Origin of the sequence: Sphingobacterium corticis, from assembly GCF_042684745.1 — a bacterium.
In the GTDB taxonomy this organism is placed as follows: Bacteria; Bacteroidota; Bacteroidia; order Sphingobacteriales; family Sphingobacteriaceae; genus Sphingobacterium; species Sphingobacterium corticis.
Window position 1 is genome coordinate 856,331 of the sequence record NZ_JBHUMA010000006.1, and the last position, 22,088, is coordinate 878,418.

Annotated in this window: 23 protein-coding genes; 14 read left to right on the forward strand and 9 right to left on the reverse strand. The window is 40.4% G+C overall.

Features of this window, described 5'->3' with window-relative positions; translation table 11 throughout:
• Positions 1-12 precede the first annotated feature (12 nt).
• Positions 13-2,118: a HEPN domain-containing protein gene (locus ACFSQ3_RS09710; RefSeq protein ID WP_380869346.1), complete on the reverse strand. Its 2,106-nt coding sequence runs from the start codon at positions 2,116-2,118 to the stop codon at positions 13-15.
• 127 nt (positions 2,119-2,245) lie between these two features.
• On the opposite strand from ACFSQ3_RS09710, the gene ACFSQ3_RS09715 reads away from it, so the two are divergent.
• The 6 genes from ACFSQ3_RS09715 to ACFSQ3_RS09740 all read left to right on the forward strand — a co-directional run bounded on the left by ACFSQ3_RS09715 (position 2,246) and on the right by ACFSQ3_RS09740 (position 7,194).
• The gene (locus ACFSQ3_RS09715) at positions 2,246-3,247 is read left to right on the forward strand and encodes a PstS family phosphate ABC transporter substrate-binding protein (protein WP_380869347.1); all 1,002 of its coding nucleotides are present in this window, start codon (positions 2,246-2,248) and stop codon (positions 3,245-3,247) included.
• On the forward strand, positions 3,244-4,131 hold the full coding sequence (gene pstC, locus ACFSQ3_RS09720; protein WP_380869348.1) for a phosphate ABC transporter permease subunit PstC: 888 nt from the start codon (positions 3,244-3,246) through the stop codon (positions 4,129-4,131). Before ACFSQ3_RS09715 ends, pstC begins: the two co-directional genes overlap by 4 nt.
• On the forward strand, positions 4,124-4,996 hold the full coding sequence (locus tag ACFSQ3_RS09725; protein ID WP_380869349.1) for a PstA family ABC transporter permease: 873 nt from the start codon (positions 4,124-4,126) through the stop codon (positions 4,994-4,996). The genes pstC and ACFSQ3_RS09725 overlap by 8 nt, the downstream gene beginning before the upstream one ends.
• Positions 4,951-5,763 carry a phosphate ABC transporter ATP-binding protein gene (locus ACFSQ3_RS09730; protein ID WP_380869350.1) on the forward strand — a complete coding sequence of 271 codons (813 nt, stop codon included), beginning with the start codon at positions 4,951-4,953 and terminating at the stop codon, positions 5,761-5,763. The genes ACFSQ3_RS09725 and ACFSQ3_RS09730 overlap by 46 nt, the downstream gene beginning before the upstream one ends.
• 361 nt (positions 5,764-6,124) lie before the next feature.
• Positions 6,125-6,400, forward strand: a complete 276-nt coding sequence (locus tag ACFSQ3_RS09735; RefSeq protein ID WP_380869351.1) for a hypothetical protein — start codon at positions 6,125-6,127, stop codon at positions 6,398-6,400.
• A gap of 194 nt (positions 6,401-6,594) precedes the next feature.
• Positions 6,595-7,194: a nitroreductase family protein gene (locus ACFSQ3_RS09740; protein WP_380869352.1), complete on the forward strand. Its 600-nt coding sequence runs from the start codon at positions 6,595-6,597 to the stop codon at positions 7,192-7,194.
• 24 nt (positions 7,195-7,218) lie between these two features.
• Here ACFSQ3_RS09740 and ACFSQ3_RS09745 read toward each other — a convergent pair whose 3' ends face one another.
• Positions 7,219-7,584, reverse strand: coding sequence for a rhodanese-like domain-containing protein (locus ACFSQ3_RS09745; protein ID WP_380869353.1), 366 nt, complete (start codon positions 7,582-7,584; stop codon positions 7,219-7,221).
• Positions 7,581-7,895 (reverse strand): DUF3817 domain-containing protein, encoded by a 315-nt coding sequence (locus ACFSQ3_RS09750; protein ID WP_380869354.1) that lies wholly within the window; start codon positions 7,893-7,895, stop codon positions 7,581-7,583. The genes ACFSQ3_RS09745 and ACFSQ3_RS09750 overlap by 4 nt, the downstream gene beginning before the upstream one ends.
• Before the next feature lie 48 nt (positions 7,896-7,943).
• Here ACFSQ3_RS09750 and ACFSQ3_RS09755 point away from each other — a divergent pair, with 48 nt between their 5' ends.
• A complete protein-coding gene (locus ACFSQ3_RS09755; RefSeq protein WP_380869355.1) occupies positions 7,944-8,108 on the forward strand; it encodes a hypothetical protein in 165 nt (54 codons plus the stop codon).
• A gap of 339 nt (positions 8,109-8,447) precedes the next feature.
• On the opposite strand, the gene ACFSQ3_RS09760 is transcribed toward ACFSQ3_RS09755, so the two are convergent.
• Both ACFSQ3_RS09760 and ACFSQ3_RS09765 read right to left on the reverse strand, forming a co-directional pair.
• Positions 8,448-9,044 carry a TetR/AcrR family transcriptional regulator gene (locus tag ACFSQ3_RS09760; protein WP_380869356.1) on the reverse strand — a complete coding sequence of 199 codons (597 nt, stop codon included), beginning with the start codon at positions 9,042-9,044 and terminating at the stop codon, positions 8,448-8,450.
• 63 nt (positions 9,045-9,107) lie between these two features.
• The gene (locus ACFSQ3_RS09765) at positions 9,108-9,317 is read right to left on the reverse strand and encodes a hypothetical protein (RefSeq protein ID WP_380869357.1); all 210 of its coding nucleotides are present in this window, start codon (positions 9,315-9,317) and stop codon (positions 9,108-9,110) included.
• Between the two features lie 182 nt (positions 9,318-9,499).
• Here ACFSQ3_RS09765 and ACFSQ3_RS09770 point away from each other — a divergent pair, with 182 nt between their 5' ends.
• Entirely contained in the window at positions 9,500-10,108 is a 609-nt protein-coding gene (locus ACFSQ3_RS09770) for a hypothetical protein (protein ID WP_380869358.1), read from the forward strand.
• A gap of 90 nt (positions 10,109-10,198) precedes the next feature.
• On the opposite strand, the gene ACFSQ3_RS09775 is transcribed toward ACFSQ3_RS09770, so the two are convergent.
• The 3 genes from ACFSQ3_RS09775 to ACFSQ3_RS09785 all read right to left on the reverse strand — a co-directional run bounded on the left by ACFSQ3_RS09775 (position 10,199) and on the right by ACFSQ3_RS09785 (position 12,336).
• On the reverse strand, positions 10,199-11,224 hold the full coding sequence (locus tag ACFSQ3_RS09775) for a YihY/virulence factor BrkB family protein (protein WP_380869359.1): 1,026 nt from the start codon (positions 11,222-11,224) through the stop codon (positions 10,199-10,201).
• A 133-nt stretch (positions 11,225-11,357) separates the two neighbouring features.
• On the reverse strand, positions 11,358-11,747 hold the full coding sequence (locus ACFSQ3_RS09780) for a hypothetical protein (protein WP_380869360.1): 390 nt from the start codon (positions 11,745-11,747) through the stop codon (positions 11,358-11,360).
• A gap of 136 nt (positions 11,748-11,883) precedes the next feature.
• The gene (locus tag ACFSQ3_RS09785) at positions 11,884-12,336 is read right to left on the reverse strand and encodes a ferritin-like domain-containing protein (RefSeq protein WP_380869361.1); all 453 of its coding nucleotides are present in this window, start codon (positions 12,334-12,336) and stop codon (positions 11,884-11,886) included.
• Positions 12,337-12,535: 199 nt separating this feature from the next.
• On the opposite strand from ACFSQ3_RS09785, the gene ACFSQ3_RS09790 reads away from it, so the two are divergent.
• The 3 genes from ACFSQ3_RS09790 to coaA all read left to right on the forward strand — a co-directional run bounded on the left by ACFSQ3_RS09790 (position 12,536) and on the right by coaA (position 15,251).
• On the forward strand, positions 12,536-13,765 hold the full coding sequence (locus ACFSQ3_RS09790) for a nucleoside recognition domain-containing protein (protein WP_380869362.1): 1,230 nt from the start codon (positions 12,536-12,538) through the stop codon (positions 13,763-13,765).
• A gap of 99 nt (positions 13,766-13,864) precedes the next feature.
• Entirely contained in the window at positions 13,865-14,236 is a 372-nt protein-coding gene (locus ACFSQ3_RS09795; protein ID WP_380869363.1) for a methylglyoxal synthase, read from the forward strand.
• Positions 14,237-14,297: 61 nt separating this feature from the next.
• Positions 14,298-15,251 carry a type I pantothenate kinase gene (gene coaA, locus ACFSQ3_RS09800; protein WP_380869364.1) on the forward strand — a complete coding sequence of 318 codons (954 nt, stop codon included), beginning with the start codon at positions 14,298-14,300 and terminating at the stop codon, positions 15,249-15,251.
• Here the strand turns inward: coaA and ACFSQ3_RS09805 are convergent.
• Complete coding sequence (locus ACFSQ3_RS09805; protein WP_380869365.1) at positions 15,238-16,128, reverse strand: mechanosensitive ion channel family protein; 891 nt, start codon at positions 16,126-16,128, stop codon at positions 15,238-15,240. The genes coaA and ACFSQ3_RS09805 overlap by 14 nt on opposite strands.
• Before the next feature lie 271 nt (positions 16,129-16,399).
• Between ACFSQ3_RS09805 and ACFSQ3_RS09810 the strand changes: the two genes are divergently transcribed.
• From ACFSQ3_RS09810 to ACFSQ3_RS09820, 3 genes are all read left to right on the forward strand, one after another.
• Positions 16,400-16,981 carry an RNA polymerase sigma factor gene (locus tag ACFSQ3_RS09810; protein WP_380869366.1) on the forward strand — a complete coding sequence of 194 codons (582 nt, stop codon included), beginning with the start codon at positions 16,400-16,402 and terminating at the stop codon, positions 16,979-16,981.
• A 135-nt stretch (positions 16,982-17,116) separates the two neighbouring features.
• Positions 17,117-18,364, forward strand: a complete 1,248-nt coding sequence (locus tag ACFSQ3_RS09815) for a FecR family protein (RefSeq protein ID WP_380869367.1) — start codon at positions 17,117-17,119, stop codon at positions 18,362-18,364.
• Positions 18,365-18,556: 192 nt separating this feature from the next.
• Positions 18,557-22,084 (forward strand): SusC/RagA family TonB-linked outer membrane protein, encoded by a 3,528-nt coding sequence (locus ACFSQ3_RS09820; protein WP_380869368.1) that lies wholly within the window; start codon positions 18,557-18,559, stop codon positions 22,082-22,084.
• Positions 22,085-22,088 lie beyond the last annotated feature (4 nt).

Here is a 22,088-nt window from a genome sequence, read left to right on the forward strand (position 1 = left end):
TCTCCTCTTTAATTATGAATTTACTACGCGAAGCTCTTCCCGACGTTCTACACCTTCCAGATAGAAAGCGGTAGACTGAATCAAATATGCACCTGCAAATTCTTTCGATGGTTCAAATTTATTAATCTGCAAAACGCGATCCGTGAATGTGGTTGGGAACGTAAACAATCCTTCCTGCACGAAACGTTCGTCGAATTCCGAAATCACTTGTGCTTGCGTACTTACATTAACGCCTTTATCCAATAGCAGTGCTTTTGCTGTCCAAACAAATGCGCTGTACGCGTGATAAATCGCATCCGCGTATTGTTGTTTTTCTAAAGCTTGGCGTGCCCAATCGATTTTCTCTTCTGCTTCGAAAAGCAACGTAGCCACTAAATCGATCACTACGCCAGCACATTCGCCGACACCGATCGCAGTGGAGAAAGTGCCTTCATGCCCCCAATCAACGAACTCATCATCCGTCAACGTTGTTAAATCTGCTAAAGGTTTCAGCAAACGATAAAAATAATCCTTCGTTTGGCGTTCGTAGTAAGCGTGGAATTTCTCTTCCGATTTGCGATTATTTTTGAAATCATGTAAAATTAAATCTACGACTTGCAGCACGCGTTTCGTTGGCACTTTGATCACGCGTTCAGCCACACGACCTTGCCCATCTCCCAATGTACCACCGCCTAACATAACCTGCGCTGCCGGAACTACTTTTCCGCTTGCTTTTACCGAACTACCATGAAATCCTAAATGTGCTAAACCATGTTGTCCACATGAATTCATACATCCGGAAATCTTAATTTTCAGTTGCTTTTCGTACACGAAATCGGCATGAAATTCATGGATATATTGCTCAATAACGCGCGCCATTTCTGTGGAATTAGAAATGCCGAGATTACAAGTGTCCGTTCCGGGACAAGTGGTCACATCGCTTGTGCTGTTATAACCCGGTTTTGCATAACCAAGGTCCGTTAAAAGGTTAAACAAGTGCGGTAAAGATTCCTCGCGCACATATTTAAACAGCAGGTTTTGATCTTGCGTGATACGGATATCATCCGCAATATGTCCGCGTACGCCAGCAACAAGTTTCCTTGCTTTATCGGTTGGAATATCGCCGGTTAGCACTTTCACATACACACCAAAATAACCATTTTGTTTTTGAGGGAAAACATTGGTTGCTTTCCATATTTCGTATGCGGTAGCATCTATGGGGTTTTCGATCGCAACATTTTCTGACGGTGCCGCAGGTTGAACAATTGTATTTTCATCGATCACGAAAATCTTGGATTTGTTCGCGATCTTTTCTTCTTCAATCAAGCGAAGCACCTCATCCAAACCTAATTTTTGAATCAAATACTTGAAACGCGCCTTATTTCTGTTATTGCGTTCGCCATGACGATCGAAAACCCGCAGCGTCGCTTCCATGTAAGGAATAATCTCATCCACAGACAAGAAATCGAACACTTCATTTGCCAAAATCGGTTGCGCTCCCAATCCGCCGCCCATCATCACTTTAAAACCGCGTTGCTGTTTCCCATCTACCTCACGGATTTTAGGGATGAATCCGAAATCGTGAATGTACGAGAATGCGGTATCTTCCTCGCTGGAAGAAAAAGAAATTTTAATCTTCCTTCCCATTTCCGCACAAATCGGATTTCGAAGGAAATATTCAAAGGTTGCATGGGCATAAGGGGAAACATCAAAAGGTTCCTTTGGGTCGATACCGGCGGTTGCCGATGCCGTTACATTTCTCACCGTATTTCCGCACGCTTCGCGTAAGGTAATATCATCCGCCGCCAATTTAGCCCACAATTCCGGTGTTTTATCTAAGCTTACGTAATGGATTTGAATATCTTGACGGGTCGTCAGGTGCAAATTCTTACTTGCATATTCATCAGATACATCCGCAATTTTTAACATTTGCTGAAACGTAATACGGCCAAACGGAAGTTTGATACGCACCATCTGTACGCCTGCTTGCCGTTGACCATAAACACCGCGCGCCAAACGAAGCGAACGAAATTTCTCTTCCGGTAGCGTACCCGCATGGTAAGCACGAATCTTTTCTTCTAACGCAATTATTTCCTGTTCAACAACTGGGTTCTCCAGCTCTGTTCTAAAACTCTGCATACACTCTTCTATTGGACGTTTATTATCTCGGGTAGTCCGGTAAAGACTACCATAATACAAACCTAAAAAAAATAATAGACAAAACCCATAATATCTACCAATTTACTATATATTTGTGAAGAAGGATATGAGTACAAAGAGAGTAGTATTGATAAAACAAGTTGTTTTCCAGTTTGTTATGTTAATTTTCGCATTACTATTAATTGAATGCGCTCCTAAATCATCGCAAAGTTTAGATGGTTCAGGAAAATTAACAGGCAACATTTCAATGTCAGGTGCATTTGCATTGTATCCGATAGCGGTGCTTTGGTCAGAAGATTTTAAAGCGATTCATCCAAATGTGCGTTTCAATATTTCGGCTGGCGGAGCCGGAAAAGGCATTGCCGATGTCTTAACAAACATGGTAGATATTGGTTTGGTATCGCGCGATTTGCATAATCAAGAAAACGAAAAAGGTGCATATCCCATTCATGTTGCGAAAGATGCCGTAATCGGCACCATAAATAGTGCACATCCAAATTTCAAACTGATTGCGGAACGCGGTCTCACGCAACAAGAGCTTATTGATATTTTCGTGACGCAGCGTTACAAGAGATGGAATGATATCGACGATCGATTCGTGGCACAACCTATTGAGGTGTACACCCGATCGGATGCTGCTGGTGCCGCTGAAACCTGGGCAAAATTCTTAGGTGTTAATCAGGAAGATTTACGCGGCGTTGGGATCTTCGGGGATCCCGGAATTGCACAAGCCATTAAAGAAAGACCGCTTTCCATTGGTTTTAATAACATCAATTATCTGTTTGATTTGAAATCAAAGAAACCGAGCGATGGCTTAGCCGTTATTCCAATCGACATCAATAAAAATGGCCGCATTGATCAAGCGGAAAGCTTTTACGATACGTTACCCGATTTAACAGAAGCGGTCGCCGACAACCGTTATCCGGCTCCGCCTGCCCGTGATCTTACTTTTGTGGTTGCACGGGAACATCAGGATACATTACTTACTAATGCTTTTATCCGATTTGTACTGGAAGAGAAGCAACAAGGTTATCTTTTGGAAAACGGGTATGTGCCATTGAATAAAGATGCTATTCAGCGTGAACTTCAAAAATTAGCTACACGATGAGGTATAGAGCATGGAAGGATCAGTTTGTTAAGTATGGATCGGCCATTTTACTATGGATGACCGTATTGGTTATTGCGTTAATCGCTGCAGGATTGATCTTCAAATCTTTGCCATTGCTCCGTAATGAAAATCTATTACAGATTTTGAGCAGTAGCGTTTGGTCGCCACTGAAAGGCAATTTCGGATTTCTTCCCTTTATTTTGGGAACAGTCTGGGTAACGCTTATATCCCTTATTATCGCTGTTCCACTTTGCATTATGGCATCCATTTATTTGGTGGAATTTGCATCAGATCGATTGCGCAATTTTGTATTGCCATTGATGAATGTTTTAGCGGCTATTCCACCCGTATTGTACGGTGTTTGGGGTATTTTATTCGTTGTACCTATTCTGCGAAACTACATCGCTCCTATCTTCGGGATCGAAACTACCGGATATTCTGTATTTGCCGGAGGTATTGTACTCGCAGTAATGATATTTCCTATTTTGATCAGTATAATGGTGGAAGTTATGCGCACTGTTCCCAAAGAATTGAAGGATGCGTCGCTTTCCTTGGGTGCGACACATTGGGAAACTATTACGGCGGTAAGTTTGAGAAAATCGAAGCCCGGAATTATAGCAGCAATTGTTTTGGGCGTTTCGAGAGCAATTGGAGAAACCATTGCCGTGCTAATGGTTTGTGGAAATGTCCCACAATTACCAAAATCTCTTTTTGATGCGGGTTACCCGATTCCAGCACTAATCGCGAATAACTTTGGAGAAATGATGTCGATTCCACTATATGATTCCGCATTGATGTTTGCGGCTTTACTACTATTCGTCATCATTTTCGGATTTAACCTAGTTTCGCGTGTGGTATTAAACAGATTGGAGGATCATGGCTAAGGCGACATCATCGAAGTTAGTTCAAAAGCGTTTGCGCAAGCAATGGATTGCTAAATTGTTGATGCAATTCTCTGGGATCTGTATCACAGGATCTTTGTTTTTTATCGTGGGAACCATTCTTTATAAAGGACTGCCCTATTTAACTTGGGAAATGGTTAGCGAAGCGCCGCAGGGCGGATTTTACATCGGTAAAGGTGGTGGTATTTTAAATGCCATTTTAGGTTCGCTTTATCTTGCGTTGGCATCCACAGCAATTGCGACATTGATTGGTGTTCCGATTTCCTTGTATTTAAGTCTATATACGGCGAAGGACTCCTTCGTTGCGCGAAGCGCCAAACTGCTTTTCGATGTGTTATTTGGTATTCCGTCGATTGTTTACGGCGCTATCGCATTCAGTATTATGATTTGGCTGGGTATTCGCGCTTCCTTATTGGGTGGAATTATTACGATCACGCTATTGACTATTCCCATCGTTGTTCGAACCATGGATGAACTTTTGAAAACCGTTCCTGTCGACTTAAGGCAAGTTACTTTTTCATTAGGCGGTACCCGTTGGGAAGCTGCAAAGGTGATTTTGAAATACATCAAACCGGGCATTTTTACCGCAATCTTGCTGGCATTCGGTCGTGCTATTGGGGATGTGGCGGGTGTATTACTTACGACGGGATTTAGCGATAACATGCCAAAATATTTGGATGAACCTGCTGCAACGTTACCGTTAGCTATCTTTTTTCAATTAAGCAGTCCAATTCCGGAGGTTCAAGGTCGCGCATACGCGTCGGCACTGGTATTAACTTTAATTATTTTATTCATCGTTTTATGCACTCACTTATTAGCAGCGAAACAAAAGAAACACAAACTGTGATTGAGATACCTACGAAGCCGTTAATTCAGATTAAGGATCTTAACGTATGTGTTGAAGGCAAGCAAATCTTGAAGAATATCAATCTAGATATTCCCAACAACTCGATCACCTCGATTATTGGGCCGTCGGGCTGCGGAAAAACCACGCTATTGAAGACGTTGAATCGATTGATGGATGATAGCAAAGATGTGGAAGTGAGCGGATCTGTTTTGGTGGATGGTGAAGATATTTATGCAAAAGATGCGGAAGTAACGCACATCCGTAAGAAAATGGGTTTGTTGTCACAAAAACCTTTCCCGTTGCCGATGTCGATTTATGATAATATTGCCTATGGTCCGCGTATTCACGGTGAGCGCGATAAAGGTAAGTTGAAGCAAATTGTAGAAACACAATTGCGCAACGTGGGCTTGTGGGAGGAAGTGAAAGATCGTTTGGGATCTTCCGCAACGCGCTTATCCATCGGGCAACAACAACGTTTGTGTTTGGCGCGCGGGTTGGCCGTTCAGCCGGAAATTATCTTAGGCGATGAATCCACATCTGCCCTCGATCCTATATCGACACAAACAATTGAAAACTTATTGATCGAACTAAAAAAGGATTATACCATCGTTTTGGTTACTCATATTTTGCGTCAAGCGCGACGCGTATCGGATTACATTTTGTTTGTTTACCAAGGTGAGATCGTGGAATTCGGTAAAACTGAAGATATATTGCTCAATCCGCAGCAGGAACTGACAAAGCAATATGTGAAAGGTTTTATTACATAAAGGATTACATTTAATATATCATATAGGCTAAAGCTAAAATCAACTATTATGGCTGGATTAGCTAAATTTCGAATATGCACAATCTACATAGCTGCCTCCGTTTTCTTTCTATCAAAAACCTCCCAAAATAGTAAGAGGAAGCGCTTAATGCCTTAATCGATTACTAGCAATTAATTGACAATCTTTGACCGGCAATTCGTTTATGCAATGGGTATGGACATACAGCTTTTGTCACGTTATGTAGCGAAAAATCTACAAGCTTAATTTTATAATTTATCAACGATTTTATTGATTTAGTTTTCCGTAATATTGCATATTACCAAACCACGGAATAAGCCATATTCCGTTTATTTGTTGACCCATGAGAACCGAGATCAAAAGGAGGCTCGACCTCTACTTAGATAGCGATGCTATCATTAACATATTGGAAGTAGGACAAAAGGAAATGCTTAGAAAGCTGCTTTATAGCGCCTTCGACACGGAAATAAGCAATGATAATTTGCGTGAGATTTTGGCACTTAGTCAAAAAACCATTACGGAACCTGTTAATTTCGAAAAAGATCTCGCTCAGTTAAGTCACAGAATTTACGAAGTCATTTTGCCTGTACATACGCGATTAGGTAATCGACGCGCATGATAGACCAGGCGCACATGTTCTAATGATTCGAGTAGCTGCGCAATCCTTCCTGCCATTACCTAATTTCCGTTAAAATCGCTCCTACCGTAGCAAAATATATCGTCTACGATACATATATACCATCATTGCATAGCTTGAATTGCTATCATCATTTTAGTAAGTAAAAAAAGTACAATAATTAACAATTGAAATTTATGCACTTCAAAGAACTATCTAAATCGCGTTACACTACAAAGAAATATGACTCCAGTAGAAAGATTCCAGATTTTATCATTGAGGAATTAAAGGAAATTATCAGTCTTAGTCCGTCTTCTATTAACAGCCAACCTTGGCATTTTACATTTGTTGCCAACGAAAAAGTAAAAGCAGAGTTAGCTAGCCTATCTTTCTTCAACGAGCAGAAAATAAATGAAGCGAGTCATTTAGTGGTGTTTAGCGCTATTGATGATATTGCGCGCTTTGAGCAGCAAATCAATGAAAACTTGCCGGAAGGTTCAGTGAACTATTACAACCAATTTGTGAAGCCACTGGGTGATGTTGCTATAAAATCTTGGTTGCAACATCAAGTTTATTTATCACTTGGTTTCTTTTTGGCCGCTTGCGCTAGTTTAGCGTTCGATAGCACGCCGATGGAAGGCATTCAAGGTTCAGAATATGATAAAGTGTTGAAACAGGATGGCTATAAAACATTATTCGCTGTTGCCATCGGTTACCGTAGTACGGACGACAAAAATCAACCGGAATTAAAACCGAAAACGCGTCTTCCACTAATAAAAACCATCACAACGATATAAGTTAAGCAATCCATACAGCATTCTTTATCGGGTTGATAAAGAATGCTTTTTTGATAAATCTTCCCAAGATCCGCCATTATACACATGGACGAAACCGCGCTCTTTTAGCAAATTCAGTGCTTTAACGCTTCTCAATCCATGCGAACAAACTGTAATGTATGTTTTGGATTTATCTAATTCAGTAAAGCGAGTTCTTAGCTCGCCTAAGGGTATATTTGTGGCATTAATAATGTGACCACGCGCGTATTCAACTGATGTCCGAACATCCAAAATTATAGCATTCTTTTCCAATAAGGTGTTCAAATTGCCGCTTTGATTCATTTTGTAAAAGATGCGATAGGCGGTATAAATCAGGGTGAATACTATTGAAATAATTAGTAGTATTTTCATGATGCTATTGCTTTCTTGAGGTATTTATGATCTATATAAAATGTTCCGAACGGAATAAAACAAGCAATAAACATTAGCGCCATTCGACGTTTCGGCCATTTCAATTCGATTCCAACGCTAATCACCTTAATCATAAACAACAGAAATAACGCGCCATGAATAGGCCCCAAAAAGCTTGACAATGCTGGCTGTCCGAAAGCGTGTTTCATTGGAACAGCTAAGCCAATGAGCAATAATAATGAAGCACCTTCTAAAAAAGCTAACAAGCGAAGACGACCCAAAGAAGTTTGAAAAAAGGATTTGAAATTCATCGTATAAATGGTCTGTTTGATAATGGAGAGAATGGCCAAGGGATGGCAATGAAAATAATTAACAGTGCTACGCAGAACCAGATTAACATTGTGCGAAACTTCGCTGATGAAGTAGCTTGCCTTTTCGCAACGCTAGATCCAATACTGATTACTACAACTGCCAATAACATTAAACTGCTGTGGATAATTCCGAAAAATGTGGCATCGGAATAGCTGACAAACTTCTTCGGCTGATTTAAAAAATATGCAACTATCGGACTCTTAAAATAAAGAATCATTCCGATTAGAAATTGAACATGAGCAATGGTCGCCGTCCAATGTCGTGTACGATCATCAAAACTAGAAAATGTCGAGTTTAAAAAATAGCCGCTTCCTGCCCTAACAATAGCAAAAATTAAACTGACTAAAACCAGCCAGCGAAAGTAACCGTGATATTGGATTAAGTAACTCATTAATCATTTTTCTTTTAGCAAAGCAAAACTAAATATAAAACATACTAATTGGTATGTTTTTGTGAAAAATAATTCAACCTTTTTCTTTTAAAGAGTGCAACTAGCTTGTTTTCAGGTTGTTTAAATACCTTTTTAGTTCTTTCAAATACGGCTTGTAAACCTGGGAGGTGTTAGCGAGCTTCCCAAAATTTCGGATTCCCCAATACCCAGACATCACGAATAGCGTTATTTGGTAGGCATTCGCATCGGATTTTACAATTCCTTGCTTTATTCCACTTTCGATAGCAGAATTCATTGTTTCTTCCCATTCTTTCGTGATCGCATTGAGCGAAAGGGTAAACTCTTTATTCCAAGGCGCCATTTCTTGCGTAAAGTTTGCAGCTGGGCAGCCGTATTCAACGCGTAAAAATGGATCCTTTAATAAAAGATTATAGATAAGCTGATATATAGCATCCAGCGGATTATATACATTTTGCAACGGATCGACGAGCCCTTGCTTCAAAGTCGGCTTCATCAATTCATTGATAATCGCCAAGCCCATTTCATCCTTATTTTTGAAATGATAATAGAACGCTCCTTTTGTAACAGCAGTTGTTGCTAAAATATCATCTATGCTAGCATTTTGGTAGCCCTTTGCGTAAATGAGTTCAAAGGATTTTTGTAGAATATGTAGTCGCGTAGCTGCTGCTTTTTTCATACTGTGGCCGATTTATTCGTCGATCAAAGTACGAAAAATAAGAGCTGGTACTACACGAAAATCTTATAAATATTCTCTAACGAAAAATCCTAGCCAAAAAACATCCTTTGGCTCCAAATCTTTCCCATCTTTTCTAGAAAATTCGATGTATGGACTCTTGCCAGTTAACGAGTACTTTACGTTGCACAACTGCCTCATGCTCCTGCTATACGTATTCGTTTCCATTGCATCTAAGATGGCCAAAATAATATAATCTTGTGCGGATATCTTCATAACTAGTACAAATGTCGCATTCGCTTTTGAATTAAATTACGGAAAGCCGTAAATAGCTTGTAGAATTATAACTACACACAAACCAACGATTTTTAACGTGTACTGAAAATCCTTGTTTTCGTGGATTTTTATTTTGTGTATAGCTTGCTACCTTGTCGACTGCACATATTAATTTATCTTCGATGAAAAATATCTTATACAGTATACTTTTATTAGCCATGTTTGCAGCGTGTAGCAAAGATGAAAATCGTGATTTTGAAAACATGACCTTTCAAGAATTATACGGAGGAAGGCCATACCGAGGTACCGCAAAGGCAATAATCACCGGAGTTGGTGCTACTGAGCAAACCATAGATGGAGACGGAAGAATTGTTTTAATGGATGAAACGGCGGATTCCGTTTCCTTAGTTTTCTTGGCTGATTTTGGAAAAACTGGTGAAGTAAATATGAAACTACGCGGAAAACAAGATGGCAATAGTTTCCGCGTAGAAGGTGATAACATTCCCGGTTTTTTTCGGGTGAGCAACGAAAGCATTCAAGGTGATATCGATAACCCTACGCAAACGATGAAATTCGCGGGCACACTAAAAAGAGAACAAGGTATTCTGCAGTTGGAGGTTTATTTTAAAGAAGCGACGGAATCATTTCCGCAAGGATCTTCACTGAAATTGCATTTGGAGACGAGTCGTAAATTACCCCAAGAGGGCGATGACACTTCCGGATGTCAAACGCGCGTAGTTCCTATTTGGGGACCGAACGGAATGACAATGGGAATCGTGCCCGATTGTTAAAATTAGCTAGTTTGAGGTTATATAATAGAATGAAAAACCGCGATATTCGATCGAATATCGCGGTTTCTTTATATGGATAATTGTTGTTTCCTATTTTTGATCCTCAGGCATTTCCCTGCTACTACCTGGCTTATCAGGTTGACTTAAATCCTTCTCCTCGTCGGTTAGTGGCGCCGCAGGAATCTCCTTCACTTCTCTTTCCGTCTCCGTTAATTCCACATGTACTGCAAATTCCGATGGCTCTATAGAAACTCCATGATAAGTGGCATATTCACGTGTGTACACGGCACCGAAGTATAAAATAGCGGCCGTATAATACACCCACAAAAGTATAAGCACGATCGCACTTGCCGTGCCATAAGTGGATTCTGTGTCAGAAGAATCGATGTAAAAACCGATTCCAAATCGCCCTAATACAAATAAAAACGCAGTGAACAGCGCCCCGGACGAAGCGACCTTCCAGTTGATAATAACATCCGGCAGTACTTTAAAAATAACAGCGAACAACAGAAAAACCACGCCGAATGAGATTAAAAAGTTGAAACCGCTAAATAAGAGCACGCTACTATCTGGCAAGAAACGTTGTAGGCGATCCGTCATAGCCAACACAGCCCCATTCACGATAAGCGTAACTACAAAAAGGAACCCTAATCCAATAACGAGCGATGAGGAAAGCAGCCTATCTTTTACCATCTTTAGCCAGCCCTTTTTTACCTTCGGACGAACATGCCAAATCTTATTGATGGAGTTTTGGATGTCTCCGAAAACTGTCGTAGCACCTAACAACAAAGTAACTATACTAATTACTAATGCAATATTCGATTTTCCAGAGAGTGATAAGTTCTTGATAACATCCTGAATTTGCAGAGCCGCGCTTGCCCCTATCAAACCTCCCAGTTCAGAAAATAATTTACCTTGCGTGGCTTCTTGGCCATAAAAGACGCCGGCCAAAGAGATAATTAACACCAAGATTGGTCCTAGCGAAAAAACAGTATAATATGCCAGCGAAGCGCTATACTTCATACAATCTTCACCCGTAAATCCCATCGCTGAATTTTTTAGCAATGCAAAGTGGTCCTTAAGCCAGTTTCCTTTTTTCTTATTTTCCTCCGTCATACAGAAATCTATTTAATTAATGTTAGATGCAATTCGTGGATATTTAAATCGACATTATCTTTCAAATAATAACGCAGCGAAGCGAAAAAAGTTCGTTTAAGACGTCGATTCTTTAATGGAATAATAAGAAAACTTACACAGCAAGCGCTGGTAAATGCTGTTGGAGCAATTCTTCGCTGCAATTCTGCCATACAGATATCTTGGCTTCCTTGAAACGGATTTTAGAATTTAGTAACTCCTGTAAAATTAAGCCATTAAATTTGGAAAAAACAGATTTTAAACCGACTTCTTCAGCGTTTAATTCCGAATTTCTAGCTTCCTGTAGATATATTCTAAATTGCTGACATGCGAACTCGATGGGTTTCTGAACGCTTACGTTCTTCCCTACAAGTTGCCCGTATTGTGTGCATAAAACATGAAGGTAATCGGCAACATGATCTGCACCCGTAGATTGTCGATATTCGACATAATATTCTTCTTTGACCAATTCCAAAATTCGGCCGATTCGTTTGTTTGGTTTCAAAATAACTATGCTTACTTGTAATGCGATTATTTCATAACCATAGATTTAGATCAACCGCTTAAAATTATTACAAATACAGCCGCAAAAGATCAATTCTATTGCGGCTGTATTTGCCTGTTTGCTTTTTAAATGCGGGTTAGTCCGCTTTTCTCGCTAAGTCACGCAACGCTTTAATCGCGTCATGACCATCGTTAATTTTCTGTGCTTGCGCTTTGATTAATTCACGGTGCTCCAAAGACAAGTTCTCTGCAGATAATGCGTTTTGATAAGCCGCTTTGATGGCATCTTCACCACGTTCTGCCTCATTTAAAATGCTTGTGCGATCGCCGCCTGTAAATAAAGCTTTGATATCAATCCAAGCACGATGCAACGTACCGCTTACACTATTGTCAGTTTCTACGTCGCCACCTAATTTTCCAACTTCCGCACTTAACTCCTGTGCGAATTGACGGCTTTGGGATGCATAACCTAAGAAAATTTCTTTCAAGTCGATATTTTCATCTTTGATGTCGCTAACTGCTTTTTCGAAACCTGCTACACGATCATTATTAATTTCGATTAAATCGTTCAATACTGTTACGTTACTCATAATAAATAATATTTAACCACCGCGTACAATCACGCTGCTGGAAATAGAACATCGCTTTGATTTAAAAAGTTTTTAACCATGTCAAATTATCATCTTAAATAATGTTAACGCCTATTATTTATCGAACGGATTATAAAGTAAAACGCAGTCTTTAATGGATAATTTTTAATATGTACATTTACGAAAAAATGGCTTTTCAATGGCGTTAAATTATGTTTGGGTATCGTTTTTTCTAATCACGTTTGTGGTTGCATTAATAAAATTGATCGGCGGTGATACCGAAGTTTTCCAACAAATTGTCAACTCGCTTTTTGAAAGTGCTGCAAACGGCGCAACCATTAGTTTGGGTTTGGTGGGGATGATGACATTTGCGCTGGGAATTATGAAAATCGGTGAACGCGGTGGAATGATCAATATTTTCGCTCGCTTAGTCGGTCCATTTTTCAGTAAGCTATTTCCGGAAATCCCTAAGAATCATCCTGCTTTAGGTTCAATTTTGATGAATTTTTCAGCAAATGCGTTAGGATTGGACAACGCCGCCACACCGTTGGGTTTAAAAGCCATGAAAGAATTGCAGGAGCTAAATCCGAGTAAAGAGACTGCGAGCAATGCGCAAATCATGTTTATTGTTTTAAACGCGTCCAGCCTAACCCTCCTACCGATTTCGATTATGGCATATCGACAAGAAGCTGGCGCAGCGCAACCTTCCGACATATTTTTACCCATTCTAATAGCCACCTTCTTCTCTACATTAGCTGCATTGATATTAGTCGCGATATATCAAAAGATTAACTTATTCAACAGAACGATTTTGGCGTACTTGGGCGGATTGTCCATTTTGGTATTCGGAACGCTCTATTATTTCAACACGTTGAGTCAGGAACAAATTGGTGTATTATCTCGCGTGGTTGGCAATGTAACCCTGTTTGGAATCTTCGTTTCATTTATAGCATTAGCCTTTTTCAAAAAAATTAATGTTTACGATGCGTTTATTGATGGTGCGAAAGAAGGATTTGACGTTGCGGTAAAAATCATTCCTTATCTAGTCGCTATTTTAGTAGGAATTGCGGTTTTCCGTGCGTCTGGAACGATGGATTATTTAGTAGAAGGAATTAGTTTTCTCATCAGTTCTATGGGTATCGATACCGGATTTGTTGACGCACTACCCGTCGCTTTTATGAAGCCACTCAGCGGATCCGGAGCGCGTGGTTTGATGGTGGAATTAATGGCGACAAAGGGAGCAGACGATTTTGCTTCACGCGTAGCTTGCGTGATTCAAGGATCGACAGAAACCACCTTTTATGTTTTAGCTGTTTATTTTGGCTCGGTAGCGATCAAAAACACAAGACACGCTTTGCCTTGTGCATTGCTTGCGGAATTGGTTGGTATAATTGCAGCAATCGTAGTGGCCTACATTTTCTTTGGATAGCCAAATGCTAAACCCTATATTGTGACGCACCAATCGATCATTCGGTAGATTATTTTTCTCTATCAGTGATCAAGAACTTAATTTTTAGAAAGTAAAATAATGAAAACAATAGCACTTGTTGCACACGATGGTAAGAAGGCTGAAATGGTCGCTTTTGTGAAAGATCACAAAGAAGCTTTATCAAACGCAAATATCATAGCAACCGGAACTACAGGAACTTATGTTAAGCAAACTGGACTAGAAGTTGAATTGAAATTAAGTGGTCCGAAAGGTGGCGATGCGCAGATTGCGGCTTTAGCTGCAGAAGGTAAAGTCGACGGTATTATATTTTTCCGCGATCCGCTCGGGAAACATCCACATGAGCCTGATATTCAGATGCTGATGCGTATTTGCGATCTATATAATGTACCTTTGGCGACGAACCCAGCGACGGGAAGTCTGATCCTAGAAGGGCTTTTACAAACTTTTTAGCACCATGAAGGGTTAAATTTTATCGCATAGCGATTATATTTGTGCGATCAAAAAGCAGGTTATGTCTTCGATACAAGAGCAAACATTTACAAATCCTTTCCACAGTTTCAGCAAAGAAGCTTGGAAAAAGTTGAATGGGACGCGCAAGCACCAACTAACTCCAGAGGATTTAAACAAGCTTCGGGCGCTTGGGGAGCCATTAAATATGGCTGAAATCGAAGATATATATTTTCCGCTTTCTTCGTTGATCGAATTGCATATCAAACATTACCGCTCTTTGCATGCTAGCAGCAATGAATACTTTCACCGCAAAGAAAAACATCTTCCCTTCATTATTGGCATTGCAGGATCCGTTGCGGTCGGCAAAAGTACAACTGCGCGCGTTCTTCGCAAGGTGCTTTCATTGCTACCGGGAAAACCGAAGGTAGATTTGGTAACTACGGATGGTTTTCTATTTCCGAATGCGGAGCTGATTAGCAAAGGTATTTTAAACCGAAAAGGTTTTCCGGAAAGTTATGACACCCGTTTGTTGTTGAACTTCTTATCTGAAATGAAGTCGGGAAACCGAACCTACGAATTACCGATTTATTCGCATTTGGTGTACGACATTGTTCGCGATAAATATCAAACGATTGAACAGCCCGATATTTTGATTGTGGAAGGCATCAATGTGTTGCAAGTAAATTCCCAACGTCAAGTCGGAAATGGCGTTTTCGTCTCCGATTTCTTTGATTTGTCGATTTACGTGGATGCTAACGAAGAAGATATTGTCAATTGGTATATCGAGCGCTTCGAATCGTTGCGCGCTACCGCATTTCAGGACAGCAACTCCTATTTTCACAAATATGCAGATATGTCAAAGGAGGAAAGTCACGCAATGGCGAGCGCTATCTGGGATGAAATAAACCGACCGAACCTACACGAGAATATCCTGCCGACGCGCTATCGCGCTGATCTGATTTTATTGAAAGATGCCGAGCATTTTGTGAAGGAAGTGAAAGTTAGGCGGATCTAGCTTCACTAGATTCTTTTTCAAATTTTAATACCTCTTTCAAGATTTCGTTTTCCAAACGACGGTGCAGTTTATTACTGTAACTGATGGCGTGCAGATCGATTTTGTATTTGACAGCATCTTTACCGATCTCCAACACTTTTAATTCCATTTCTTCTGCATTTTCCAGGTTAGGATGTGATTGTAGATTCGCTCGAAGCGATTTCTCTAGTTTTTCCACATCCAACGCTACGTTTAACGGAAGTTCGAAACGCACAGCAAAGAAGCTGGATGGATGCGCAGAATGATTTGTAAACGTCGAGTTAAACACCATATTATTTGGCACCATCACGATATCGTCTTCCTCGTCCTGAAATACAATATTGGCTAAGGTTATATCAATTATTCTACCCTGCTGATCGTCCACCCGAATTCGATCGCCGATGGATAACTGGTCGGAAAACATAATAATCAAACCACTGATCATATTCGTAATGTAATCTCGGAGCGTGACGGCAATTGCCATCGCTACGATAGTAAGACTAGTCACAAATTCGACGGGATTAATGCCAAAAAATAGCATAAGCGCAATAATTCCTGAGATGGCGTTCGCAACTACAGTCAATCGGTTGACACCTAGAACAAAATTGCCCCGAACTGCGCGATTAGCGTTTCTGGCATTATAAATTGCTATAAAAACGTATCGAATAATCGAGAAAAAAATACTTAAAATAAGAAAAGTAGACGCGCCTCGAGAGATGTGAGTAAGCATCTTACTGTCTTCATAGACCTGATCGAATTGCACGTAAGTCCAAATGATAATACAGGAAAGAAAAACTTTCAAAATAAAGGTGATAACGCCTCTAGGTACAAGTGCTTTTTGTGGATTTTCCGGTGACATAGGATACGAAAATAGGGAATTTTGATATAAATAGCTTCAACAAAATAGCGATCGATATTCATAGTATCATTTTATTTCTTCGGATCAAAACTTAAAGGTATAATCTCCTAGCCTCCCGAAAACATCGGTCACAGATCCTACTTTTAAGGTTAAAAACACACACATGCATTGGATATTATAGTAATGTTACTCATCCATTCGGAGAATTAGAGAAAAAATCATTTAATTTGCCGTCATTAACCGTTATGGCCCTCACTATGACGATAATATCATGCGGGAGAACGAATACAGCCACTTAGCCGACGACGTCTTATTTGATTTAATTCACGAAGACGACGAACACGCTTTTTCCATGTTATACCAACGATTTAGCAGCATTCTATATGTGCATGCTTATAGCATGTTGCGCGATCGTGATGAAGTAAAAGACATCATTCAGCAGGTTTTTATAAAAATTTGGGAACGTCGGCATGAACTTAAACACCAAGAAAATGTTTCCAGTTATCTTCATCAGTCAATAAAAAACGCGGTAATTAATGTCTTAGCACATCATAAAGTCGTCGATAAATATCTAGACAACCTATCTTTCGTTGCCAACCGATCCACAAACGATACCGATTTTATGGTTCGAGAGAAGGAATTGAACGAGATTTTGGAGCAGGAAATTGCGCAGCTTCCCCCGAAAATGCGCCAAATCTTCGAATTAAGCAGAAAAGATAATCTTTCGCATGGCGAAATTGCTTCGCTTCTCGGCATTAGTGAGAAGACCGTTCGGAATCAAATTAGTAATGCGCTTTCGTTGTTAAAATCTCGATTGCCGATCATTTTGGCGGCCTTCATTTTTCCATACTGATATTCTTATCAGTATTATTTTTGTAATAAAAGCTATACTTCTTTAAATCTTTTTTAAAAAAATTCTGATTTGACCCGGGACTTTCATACCGCTTCCCTGTTATATAATTATTAAGGAATTATAAAATCAGATCAAGTGGAGGAAAAATATTCATTTCAACAACTCCTAAAAAAATATAGTGCACAAACCTGCACACCAGAAGAAAAAGCTTTGGTGGATGCTTGGTATGTTGCGCAGAAAAAGCAAAATGTACGTTTCGATTTAACGGATGAGGAAGTCGGAGCAGATTTAGAGGACAGTTGGCAAAAAATTTCTGCTAGCATTCAAACGAATGATGTATCAGATCCGATTCGTTTAGAATCCAAAGCTTACAAAAGATGGTTCAGCGTTGCCGCCGTTGTGATCACCTTACTTTCAGGAACCTGGGCGATGATTCGTTTCCAATCGAACAACCCAACTGAACAAGTAATCGTTGAAAACCAAAATCCATCCACCACTGAACATAAGGAAAGCAAGCGCGCATATTCTGTAAAAGATGCTAAAGTAGATTTTGCTCCTGCAAGACAAACAGCTCAATTAATTCTTTCAGACGGACAGCGTATTCAGATCGGCGGTCACAACAAAGGTTCGCGTGTCGATCATCAAATCGGTATTGATTTTACTAAGGAAAATATAATTTCCTATGTAGAGATGCAAGGAAATATGCCCAAAGAACTGGCTAATCTCAGCAATACGATCATCACGCCCAAAGGCGCTGTCTATACTGTTGTTCTAGCCGATGGTACGAAAGTGATGCTTAACGCGGACAGTAAGCTAACTTTTCCGTTGCAATTTGCCGGAAATTCCCGCGAAGTATATTTGGAAGGTGAAGCCTATTTCGATGTCACCAAGCAGAAAATAGATCATAGTTCGCAACCATTTATTGTGCACACCGCACAAAGTCAAATTCGGGTTTTAGGGACACGATTTAATGTAAATGCCTACAATGATCAGACTGCCAGTAGCACAACATTGGAAGAAGGTTCTGTAGAAGTTACTCGGCACGCATCGATGGAAAAACATATCCTGATTCCTGGTCAACAGGCTTATTTAACAGCTAGTAATTTGCAAGTTCGTGAAGCTTCGTTGACAAAGGAACTAGCTTGGAAAGATGGCGATTTCGTATTTGAAGGCGCATCTATTGCTGAAATGATGGACGAGTTAGCGCGCTGGTACGATGTAGATGTGAAATATCTGGGTGAAATAAATAATGACAAGTACATCAGTACGATTTCGAGATCTAAAAGCTTGAAACAAGTTTTAGAGGTGTTGGAAGCGACGACGAATGTACGATTCGATATACAGATGCAAGGAAAAGAAAGGAGGCTCATGGTAATACCATAACTCAAGCGCTGTCATATTGGAAATAAACTGGAGGTGCGGGAACACCCCCAGCCAAAGTTTCTAATCATGATCAGCTGATCACAATATCGTTAAAAACAAATGTATCATTTTTTGGCGTAGACTGCTGTTAAAGGATTTCACATCTGCAAAATCTGTCTCGCCACATCTATCAAATTAACAATTATTAATCAGATGCGTTTATTACTATGGGTCACCATGTTGGTGACTGTTTCCTCCTTTATTTTGCCTGCACACGCACAAGATAAAGTGGATTATGAATTCAGCCAAGCCGGGCTACGCGAGGTATTAACCACCATCCGCAAGAAAACAGGTGTCGATTTTAGTATGCAACAAACACACGAAAGCCAATTCAAACCGATTTCGCTTTCCGTAAAGAGTGCTTCACTATCGCAGGTATTGAGCCTCTCCTTTGCTGGACAGCCGCTCTCCTATCAAATTAGAAATAATACAATCATCATTAGCGCGCGCGCCGCCAACCAAAATAATGTATCTGGTGTTGTAACCGATGATAAACGCACACCGTTGTCGGGCGCAAGCTTGCGCATTAAAGGGACAAACATTTCAGCACGTACCGATCAAAACGGAAGCTTTAGCTTAAATAATATTCCGGCAGATGCCGAGCTAGAAATCAGCTATTTAGGATATGTGGTCCGCAATATTGATTTATCTACCTCGAACCGTGGAAATATCGGACCAATTTTCATTTTGCAACAAAAGCTTTCTGAATTAGAAGAAGTCGTCGTGTTAGCCAATACAGGTTACCAAAAACTGGACCCCAGTAAAGCTACAGGATCTTTGGTAGTGATCGACGAGGCGAAAATCCGTCAAAATCCATCTTTAAGTTTAATGCAGCGTTTAGAAGGTCAGGTTGCCGGTGTGCAATTCAGCCCTAAAAACAATCGAATTCAAGTGCGTACACCGAATAGCTATTTTGGTGACACAAAAGGTCCTTTGATTATCATCGACGGTTTTCCAGCGATGGAACAACAGTTGACAAGCAACCCTACTGGAGACGGTGGTCGTATGTCCGCTACTACCCAAAGTTCCGGTATATTAAACAACTTCAATCCTGATGACATTGCTAGTATTACCGTTTTGAAAGATGCTGCAGCAGCTTCAATTTGGGGTTCACGCGCGGCAAACGGCGTTATTGTTATTGAAACGAAGTCAGGTAGATCTGGCGGGAACAGCATCAATTTTTCAAGTACTTTCGGGACAAGTGCTCCTGCCAATTTGAACAACCTCCGTACGATGAATGCGTTTCAATATATTGATTTCGAACGCGAATTGTTTAATAACAACTTCTTCTACGATCCAAAAGATGGCTGGAGATCGATGAATGTTTCTGAATCGCTAACGTCTATGTTTCAGCACAAAAACGGACAAATCACAGAAGCAGAATTGGAAAGTAGATTAGCCGAAATGGGACAGCGTAATAACCGCGATCAAATCCGAGAATATTTGTTACAACAGGCTCAAAGTCAGCAATACAATCTATCCTTCAACGGCAAGGCGCAAAATGGTCGTTACTTCGCATCAATCACGCACAGCAACGATCAACCGATTTATAAAGAAAACTTTGCTAAGAATACTGGCATCACCTTCAATATAGATAACAGCTACTTCAATAACAAAGTAAAAGTTGCCTTAAGCATCAATCACATGATGCAAAATAGTAAAGTCAACAACGCGGCGCTTACAGCAATCAGTCCGGGCACCTACGGATTAACGCCTTATGATATGCTAACGGATGGGAATGGACAGTCTTTAGATCGCTACTACTTATTCACCCCAGCGGTAACTCAAGAACGTTTTGAAAGCAAAGGGTACTTGCCTTGGACGTACAATCATATTGATGAGCTACAATATAGCAACGATCGCTACGATAACAACATCACCAGAATGATGGGTAACTTAACTTACTCGCCATTCACTTGGTTGAATGCATCCTTGTTAGGATCTTATCAAAAAGGATTGCGTTCTATGGAAAGCTTACGCGAACGTGAGAGCTACGAAATGCGAAACATGATCAATACAGGTACTACGATAAATGCACAAAACCGTCTAGTTTACGGCGTACCTATGGGCGGTAGATTAATCACTTCTAATCAAAAATCGGATGATTATTCAATTCGCTTTCAATTGGATGGCCACCATAAATGGAATAATCAACACGAGATAAATGTGTTTGCCGGAACAGAAATTCGTCAGACAAGAGGGCAAGGCTACATACAGACTAGATACGGTTTTGACCCTGATACGTACCAATCCATATTAGTAAACTCCTTGAGTCCGTACACAAATATTTACGGAGCGAATGCTAATTTCAATATTCAAGATGCCGGAATTAACATTACTAAGCAACGCTTTTTAAGTTATTACGCAAACGCCGGTTATACATTCTTAAACAAGTATTATGCTACAGGTAGTTTGCGTTTTGATGATGCAACCATCATTGGCATAGACCGATCCAACCGTGCTCGCCCATTTTGGTCGGCAGGTTTACGTTGGGATGCGCATAAAGAAAGCTTTCTACAAAACGTAGATTGGATTAACATGCTATCTGTTCGTTCAAGTTTAGGAACGGGTGGCTCTGTTCCAAGTAGCGGAACGAGTTACACCATCGTGCAACGCGGCGCACCAGATTCGTTTACTCAATTGCCTACGGGCTACATTTCTACTCCAGCCAACCAACAATTAGGTTGGGAACGTACGCGCACATTCAATACCGGTTTGGAAGCAGGAATGTTCAATAATCGTTTAAACGTATCGTTTGACGCATACAGCAAACGTTCGACAGGCATCGTAGTTTCTTTACCATTCAACACCACCTATGGATGGCCTACTATGAACTTTAATACCGCAAATCTGAAAAGTAACGGTCTAGAGTTCCAGGTCAGTGGTGACATCTTGCGGAAGCAAGATTGGAACTGGAATAGTTCATTCAATTTCGCTTATAACGACAATGAAGTAACCGACTCTCGCTTCCCTAACGTCAATAATTCGCCAGACTATGCTAGTGTCATATCTGGTTATCCGCTTGACGCTATTAGAGCATACTATTGGGGAGGATTAGACGAAAAAGGTCGTTCTCAAATCAAAAACGCAGCAGGCGAAATTATCAATGCAGACGCAACAACTGGCTCATTCACGCCAGACGATTTACGCTATATGGGACGTACCACCCCGCCTTACTTTGGAGGATGGACGAACAGCGTATCGTACAAAAACCTAACATTGACAGCTCGCTTTACCTTCCAAGCTGGACATAGGGTAAGATCAAAAGAAATTACTGCTGGACAATATCCTACTGGCACCACTTTCCAAGGCTTTTTATCGACAAGTACCGCTTTGGTTGATCGTTGGCAACAACCTGGAGATGAAGCTTTCACCAACATTCCGGGCGTAATTAGTTCAAACCAAAATAGCGTATCTCGTTTCATAAGCGCAGATATCAACGTTTTGGACGCTAGTCATATTCGTTTCCAACTGCTATCTCTAGATTACCGTGTAAATGGTTCTTTTGTTGGCGCAACAAAAGCAATTAAATCGTTGAATGTGGGGGTAACCGCCTCTAACTTAGGTGTGCTTTGGAAAAAATCGAGTTTAGATATCGACCCAGAATACCTGTTTGATGGCTCCTACCAAAGTATGCCTCCAACACCGCACTATTTATTCACAGTACGTTTAGGTCTTTAATTTT

Coding starts and splice junctions, on each gene's coding strand:
- ACFSQ3_RS09760 (WP_380869356.1), bottom strand. CDS start 9,044: ATGAAAAAAGCAGCAGCTACGCGACTACATATTCTACAAAAATCCTTT.
- ACFSQ3_RS09810 (WP_380869366.1), top strand. CDS start 16,400: ATGCGGGAGAACGAATACAGCCACTTAGCCGACGACGTCTTATTTGAT.
- ACFSQ3_RS09730 (WP_380869350.1), top strand. CDS start 4,951: ATGCACTCACTTATTAGCAGCGAAACAAAAGAAACACAAACTGTGATT.
- ACFSQ3_RS09820 (WP_380869368.1), top strand. CDS start 18,557: ATGCGTTTATTACTATGGGTCACCATGTTGGTGACTGTTTCCTCCTTT.
- ACFSQ3_RS09735 (WP_380869351.1), top strand. CDS start 6,125: ATGAGAACCGAGATCAAAAGGAGGCTCGACCTCTACTTAGATAGCGAT.
- ACFSQ3_RS09715 (WP_380869347.1), top strand. CDS start 2,246: ATGAGTACAAAGAGAGTAGTATTGATAAAACAAGTTGTTTTCCAGTTT.
- ACFSQ3_RS09775 (WP_380869359.1), bottom strand. CDS start 11,224: ATGACGGAGGAAAATAAGAAAAAAGGAAACTGGCTTAAGGACCACTTT.
- pstC (WP_380869348.1), top strand. CDS start 3,244: ATGAGGTATAGAGCATGGAAGGATCAGTTTGTTAAGTATGGATCGGCC.
- ACFSQ3_RS09785 (WP_380869361.1), bottom strand. CDS start 12,336: ATGAGTAACGTAACAGTATTGAACGATTTAATCGAAATTAATAATGAT.
- ACFSQ3_RS09745 (WP_380869353.1), bottom strand. CDS start 7,584: ATGAAAATACTACTAATTATTTCAATAGTATTCACCCTGATTTATACC.
- ACFSQ3_RS09770 (WP_380869358.1), top strand. CDS start 9,500: ATGAAAAATATCTTATACAGTATACTTTTATTAGCCATGTTTGCAGCG.
- ACFSQ3_RS09710 (WP_380869346.1), bottom strand. CDS start 2,118: ATGCAGAGTTTTAGAACAGAGCTGGAGAACCCAGTTGTTGAACAGGAA.
- ACFSQ3_RS09740 (WP_380869352.1), top strand. CDS start 6,595: ATGCACTTCAAAGAACTATCTAAATCGCGTTACACTACAAAGAAATAT.
- ACFSQ3_RS09795 (WP_380869363.1), top strand. CDS start 13,865: ATGAAAACAATAGCACTTGTTGCACACGATGGTAAGAAGGCTGAAATG.
- coaA (WP_380869364.1), top strand. CDS start 14,298: ATGTCTTCGATACAAGAGCAAACATTTACAAATCCTTTCCACAGTTTC.
- ACFSQ3_RS09765 (WP_380869357.1), bottom strand. CDS start 9,317: ATGAAGATATCCGCACAAGATTATATTATTTTGGCCATCTTAGATGCA.
- ACFSQ3_RS09805 (WP_380869365.1), bottom strand. CDS start 16,128: ATGTCACCGGAAAATCCACAAAAAGCACTTGTACCTAGAGGCGTTATC.
- ACFSQ3_RS09790 (WP_380869362.1), top strand. CDS start 12,536: ATGGCGTTAAATTATGTTTGGGTATCGTTTTTTCTAATCACGTTTGTG.
- ACFSQ3_RS09725 (WP_380869349.1), top strand. CDS start 4,124: ATGGCTAAGGCGACATCATCGAAGTTAGTTCAAAAGCGTTTGCGCAAG.
- ACFSQ3_RS09750 (WP_380869354.1), bottom strand. CDS start 7,895: ATGAATTTCAAATCCTTTTTTCAAACTTCTTTGGGTCGTCTTCGCTTG.
- ACFSQ3_RS09755 (WP_380869355.1), top strand. CDS start 7,944: ATGAAAATAATTAACAGTGCTACGCAGAACCAGATTAACATTGTGCGA.